The sequence below is a fragment of the Tropicimonas sp. genome, from assembly GCF_047971885.1.
Classification (GTDB): Bacteria; Pseudomonadota; Alphaproteobacteria; order Rhodobacterales; family Rhodobacteraceae; genus Tropicimonas.
The window spans coordinates 1-5,559 of record NZ_JBKEAE010000084.1 but is presented as its reverse complement, the minus strand read 5'-3'; the positions used below and the strand labels follow the sequence as shown (position 1 = coordinate 5,559).

Sequence of the window (5,559 nt, the reverse complement as noted above, 5' to 3'; positions counted from 1 at the left end):
CAAGGCGCGGATCGCGGCCTATGAGGAGATGGCCTCGCAGAGCGAGCGCGAGAAGGTCGGCAAGGCGCAGATCATCATCCCGCACGGGCCCCGCCTTGGCGGCAAGGTGATCGAGGTGGAGGGGCTTTCGAAGCACTACGGCGACAAACAGTTGATCGAGGGGCTTTCCTTCGCGCTGCCGCCGGGCGGCATTGTCGGCGTCATCGGCCCCAACGGTGCCGGCAAATCGACGCTTTTCCGCATGCTGACCGGGCAGGAGGCGCCCGATTCCGGTACCATCGCGCTCGGCGATACGGTGCAACTCGCCTATGTCGACCAGTCCCGCGACGCGCTCGATGCGAACAAGACCGTCTGGGAGGAGATCTCGGGCGGCGGCGAGTTGATCGAACTGGGCGATGCACAGATCAACTCGCGCGCCTATTGCGGTGCCTTCAACTTCAAGGGAGGCGATCAGCAGAAGAAGGTCGGCCTGCTCTCGGGCGGTGAGCGCAACCGCGTGCATATGGCGAAACTGCTCAAGGAAGGCGGCAATGTGCTGCTTCTGGACGAGCCGACCAACGACCTGGACGTGGAGACGCTGCGCGCGCTGGAGGATGCGCTGGAGGATTTCGCCGGCTGCGCGGTGATCATCTCGCACGACCGCTTCTTCCTCGACCGCCTCTGCACCCACATCCTCGCCTTCGAGGGCGACGCCCACGCCGAGTGGTTCGAGGGCAATTTCGAGGCCTACGAGGAAGACAAAATCCGCCGGCTCGGCCCGGATTCGGTCGAGCCGAAGCGGGTGAAGTACAAGAAGTTCACGCGGTAGAGGCACGACTCCGGCTCCTCCGAGGTAAAATGGTGCCGATGGCGCGTTTTGCGCCGAATGGTCGTGTTTGTCGAAAGCCTGCTGCGGCCCGTTGTGTCGGATTGGGCCGTGCCCGACTACAGCACATTGTGGCGCCGTCAGGGAACGCTGGATATAGCCAGCCCTTTCGGGGCCGCCGTGGCCCGCTGAACCTGCCTATTGGCCCATCGTGCGTTTCCCCGGAACAGGCCCCCACCGGAGGGGAAAGGGTTTGACTCTCGTCCGGCATTGCATCATCGCGCCTGTGGTTGTTCCGGAGGTTCCCCTTGTCCCCCAACGCGCGCGGCGCATTCTTCATGGCCGCTTCGGCGGCCTGCTATGTGCTGAACGACACGCTGATCAAGCTGGTCGCGGGCGAGATGTCGCTCTACCAGGCGCTGTTGATCCGGGGCGTTGCGGCGACGGCGCTGATGATCGCGCTGGCCGCCGCGCTGGGGATGCACCGGTTCGGCGTGGCGCGGCGCGACAGGGCGATGGTGCTGGTCAGGACGCTGGCGGAAATCGGCGCGTCGTATTTCCTGATAACGGCGCTGTTTCACATGCCGCTGGCGAATGCGGCCGCGATCATGCAGGCCCTGCCGCTGACGGTGACACTTGCCGGATCGCTGGTCTTCGGCGAGAAGATCGGCTGGCGGCGCCTGTCGGCGATTCTGGTCGGGTTCGCCGGCGTGATGCTGATCGTCCGGCCCGGGGCGTCCGGATTCTCGCTCTATTCGGCCTATGCGGTGATCGCGGTGATCTGCGTCACCATACGCGATCTCGCCGCCCGGGGCGTTTCGATCGAGACTTCCTCGATGGGCGTCGCGCTCGCCTCGTCGCTTGGGGTGCTTGCCTTCGGCGCGGCGGGCATGCTGGCGCAGCCGTGGCAGCCGGTCTCGCTGCACGGCGGGCTTGCGCTGCTGGGGGCGTCGGTCGCGATCATCGGCGGCATGCTGTTTTCGATCCTGACCATGCGGGTGGGGGAAATCGCCTTTGTCTCGCCGTTCCGCTATCTTTCGATGCTCTGGGCGCTGCTGATGGGGTTTGCCGTTTTCGGCGAATGGCCGGACATGCTGACGTTGCTGGGGGCCGGGATCGTGGTTGCAACCGGTGTGTTCAGCCTGCACCGGGAAAGCAGGCTTGCGTCCGAGGCAGAGCGGTTGGCCCGCTTGCGGGAAGGCGGGCAAGCTTGTGTTGACAAGACCGGTGATTCTCACTAGGTGACGCCCACTCGGTCGCGGGGAGTCCGTCCGGCCGGCCCTACAGAACTGAAGTGGTCACGATCCGGGCGAGCGCCCCGATCCTCTGGAATTCCACCCGCGTCGTTTCCGCGTACGAGGAAACGCCAGCGGTTTTTCGCGCTTTGCGGACGCGCAAGGCGCATGCCTGTGAACACCCCTCGCGGTACGCGCGAGAAGAACAAGAAAGCTAGACTGGGGAACCGGAATGCCGACGATCCAACAGCTGATCCGCAAACCGCGGCAGCCCAAAGTGAAACGATCCAAGTCGCAGCACCTCGAGAACTGCCCGCAGAAGCGCGGCGTGTGCACGCGCGTCTATACCACCACACCGAAAAAGCCGAACTCGGCCATGCGGAAGGTGGCCAAGGTTCGTCTGACCAATGGCTTCGAGGTCATCAGCTACATCCCCGGCGAGAGCCACAACCTGCAGGAGCACTCGGTGGTGCTGATCCGCGGCGGTCGCGTGAAGGACCTTCCCGGTGTGCGGTACCACATCGTGCGCGGCGTTCTGGACACCCAGGGCGTCAAAGACCGCAAGCAACGCCGCTCGAAATACGGCGCCAAGCGTCCGAAATAAGAGGATTCCGACATGTCCCGCCGTCACGCCGCTGAAAAGCGCGAAGTTCTGCCCGACGCCAAATACGGCGACGTGGTGCTGACCAAGTTCATGAACAACCTGATGACCGACGGCAAGAAGTCGGTCGCCGAGCGGATCGTCTACAGCGCGCTCGACCGGGTCGAGGGCAAGCTGAAGCGCTCCCCGATCGAGGTGTTCACCGAAGCGCTCGCCAATGTGATGCCTTCGGTCGAGGTGCGGTCGCGCCGTGTCGGTGGTGCAACCTATCAGGTGCCCGTCGAGGTTCGTACCGAGCGCCGCGAGGCCCTGGCGATCCGCTGGCTGATCGACGCCAGCCGCAAGCGCAACGAGAACACGATGGAAGAGCGCCTGGCGGGCGAACTGATCGACGCCGTGAACTCCCGCGGAACCGCGGTCAAGAAGCGCGAAGACACCCACAAGATGGCCGACGCCAACAAGGCGTTCAGCCACTACCGCTGGTAATGCAAATTCACGCCTGAGGACCCTTTCATGGCCCGCGAATATCCTCTTCAGAGATATCGGAACTTCGGCATCATGGCCCACATCGATGCCGGCAAGACCACCACGACCGAACGCATCCTCTACTACACCGGCAAGTCCCACAAGCTAGGCGAAGTCCATGACGGCGCCGCGACGATGGACTGGATGGAGCAGGAGCAGGAGCGCGGCATCACCATCACCTCGGCGGCGACGACCACCTTCTGGCAGCGTCAGGAAGACCCGACCGCCGAAGGCACGTCCGATACGAAGTACCGCTTCAACATCATCGACACCCCCGGCCACGTCGATTTCACCATCGAGGTCGAGCGGTCGCTGGCCGTGCTCGATGGCGCGGTGTGCCTGCTCGACGCCAACGCCGGTGTCGAGCCGCAGACCGAAACCGTCTGGCGCCAGGCTGATCGCTACAAGGTTCCGCGCATCGTCTTCGTCAACAAGATGGACAAGATCGGCGCCGACTTTTTCAACTGCGTCCGCATGATCGAAAGCCGCACCGGGGCGATACCGGCGCCGATCGCACTGCCGATCGGGGCCGAGGACAAGCTGGAAGGCATCGTCGATCTGGTCACCATGGAAGAATGGGTCTGGCAGGGCGAGGACCTGGGCGCCTCGTGGATCCGCCAGCCGATTCGCGACGAGTTGAAGGATCTCGCCGACGAGTGGCGCGGCAAGCTGATCGAACTGGCCGTCGAAATGGACGACGCGGCGATGGAGGCCTACCTCGAAGGCGAGGAGCCCGATGTCGACACGCTGCACAAGCTGATCCGCAAGGGCACGCTGTCGCTGACCTTCGTGCCGGTGACAGCCGGTTCGGCGTTCAAGAACAAGGGCGTTCAGCCGCTGCTCAACGCGGTGATCGACTATCTTCCCAGCCCGCTCGACGTGCCGGCCTACATGGGTTTCGCGCCGGGCGACGAAGAGGAAGTCCGCGACATCAGGCGGTCGGCCGACGACAGTCAGCCCTTTGCCGCGCTGGCGTTCAAGATCATGAACGACCCGTTCGTTGGTTCGCTGACCTTCACCCGGATCTACTCGGGCGCTCTCAAGAAGGGCGATTCGATGCTGAACTCGACCAAGGGCAAGCGCGAGCGCGTCGGCCGGATGATGATGATGCACTCGAACAACCGCGAGGAGATCGAGGAGGCCTTTGCCGGCGACATCATCGCGCTGGCGGGTCTGAAGGAGACCACCACGGGCGACACGCTCTGCGCGGTCAACGCGCCGGTGGTTCTCGAAACCATGACCTTCCCCGACCCGGTAATCGAGATCGCCGTCGAGCCCAGAACCAAGGCCGACCAGGAGAAGATGTCCGCCGGTCTGGCGCGGCTTGCCGCCGAAGATCCGTCGTTCCGGGTCGAGACCGATCAGGAATCGGGCCAGACGATCATGAAGGGCATGGGCGAGCTTCACCTCGACATCCTGGTCGACCGGCTGAAGCGCGAGTTCAAGGTCGAGGCCAATATCGGCGCGCCGCAGGTGGCCTATCGCGAGACCATCGGCCACGAGGTCACCCACTCCTACACGCACAAGAAGCAGTCGGGCGGGTCGGGGCAGTTCGCCAAGGTCAAGCTGGTCATCGCACCGACCGAGCCGGGCGAAGGCTATTCCTTCGAATCCCGCATTGTTGGCGGCGCGGTGCCCAAGGAATACGTTCCCGGTGTCGAGAAGGGCATCAAGTCGGTCATGGATTCCGGTCCGCTCGCCGGCTTCCCGGTGATCGACTTCAAGGTTGCGCTGATCGACGGCAAGTTCCACGATGTCGACTCCAGCGTTCTCGCCTTCGAGATCGCGGCGCGGATGTGCATGCGTGAAGGCCTCAGGAAGGCCGGCGCCAAGCTGCTCGAGCCGATCATGAAGGTCGAGGTGGTGACGCCCGAGGAATACACCGGCGGCATCATCGGCGATCTGACCTCGCGTCGCGGTCAGGTGACCGGGCAGGAGCCACGCGGCAACGCGGTGGCGATCAGTTCCTTCGTGCCGCTGGCGAACATGTTCGGCTACATCAACACCCTGCGCTCGATGTCCTCGGGCCGGGCCCAGTTCACGATGCAGTTCGATCATTACGACCCGGTGCCGTCGAATATCTCGGAAGAGATTCAGGCCAAGTACGCATAAGCGCCAGACCAGAACAACGGGTGCGCCGCCGGGCGCATCCCTGAAAGAACAAGGAGGCCACCATGGCAAAGGCAAAGTTTGAACGTACGAAACCGCATGTTAACGTTGGCACGATCGGTCACGTTGACCACGGGAAGACGAAGCTGACGGCGGCGATCAAGAAGTATTTCGGGGATTTCAAGGCGTACGACCAGATCGATGCGGCGCCGGAGGAGAAGGCGCGTGGGATCACGATCTCGACGGCGCATGTGTAATACGAGACGGACGCGCTCAACTACGCC

6 protein-coding genes and 1 pseudogene are annotated in these 5,559 nt (G+C 63.7%); all 7 read left to right on the top strand.

Annotation, left to right across the window (positions count from 1 at the left end):
- The coding region (locus ACK5IR_RS08285) for an ATP-binding cassette domain-containing protein (protein ID WP_416927783.1) at positions 1–808 on the top strand (808 nt) is incomplete at its 5' end.
- Between the two features lie 57 nt (positions 809–865).
- Positions 866–997 carry a transposase gene (locus tag ACK5IR_RS08280; protein ID WP_416927781.1) on the top strand — a complete coding sequence of 44 codons (132 nt, stop codon included), beginning with the start codon at positions 866–868 and terminating at the stop codon, positions 995–997.
- Positions 998–1,113: 116 nt separating this feature from the next.
- Positions 1,114–2,046, top strand: coding sequence for a DMT family transporter (locus ACK5IR_RS08275; protein ID WP_416927779.1), 933 nt, complete (start codon positions 1,114–1,116; stop codon positions 2,044–2,046).
- Positions 2,047–2,272: 226 nt separating this feature from the next.
- A complete protein-coding gene (gene rpsL, locus ACK5IR_RS08270) occupies positions 2,273–2,644 on the top strand; it encodes a 30S ribosomal protein S12 (protein WP_416927777.1) in 372 nt (123 codons plus the stop codon).
- Between the two features lie 12 nt (positions 2,645–2,656).
- The gene (gene rpsG / locus ACK5IR_RS08265; RefSeq protein ID WP_416927775.1) at positions 2,657–3,127 is read left to right on the top strand and encodes a 30S ribosomal protein S7; all 471 of its coding nucleotides are present in this window, start codon (positions 2,657–2,659) and stop codon (positions 3,125–3,127) included.
- A gap of 27 nt (positions 3,128–3,154) precedes the next feature.
- Complete coding sequence (gene fusA, locus ACK5IR_RS08260) at positions 3,155–5,278, top strand: elongation factor G (RefSeq protein ID WP_416927773.1); 2,124 nt, start codon at positions 3,155–3,157, stop codon at positions 5,276–5,278.
- Positions 5,279–5,340: 62 nt separating this feature from the next.
- Positions 5,341–5,529, top strand: a pseudogene (locus tag ACK5IR_RS08255) (GTP-binding protein); the annotation flags it as partial.
- Positions 5,530–5,559: the final 30 nt, after the last annotated feature.

Bases quoted from the DNA above. Each gene is read 5' to 3' on its own strand.
- ACK5IR_RS08280 (WP_416927781.1), top strand. From the start codon at position 866: ATGGTCGTGTTTGTCGAAAGCCTGCTGCGGCCCGTTGTGTCGGATTGG.
- rpsL (WP_416927777.1), top strand. From the start codon at position 2,273: ATGCCGACGATCCAACAGCTGATCCGCAAACCGCGGCAGCCCAAAGTG.
- rpsG (WP_416927775.1), top strand. From the start codon at position 2,657: ATGTCCCGCCGTCACGCCGCTGAAAAGCGCGAAGTTCTGCCCGACGCC.
- fusA (WP_416927773.1), top strand. From the start codon at position 3,155: ATGGCCCGCGAATATCCTCTTCAGAGATATCGGAACTTCGGCATCATG.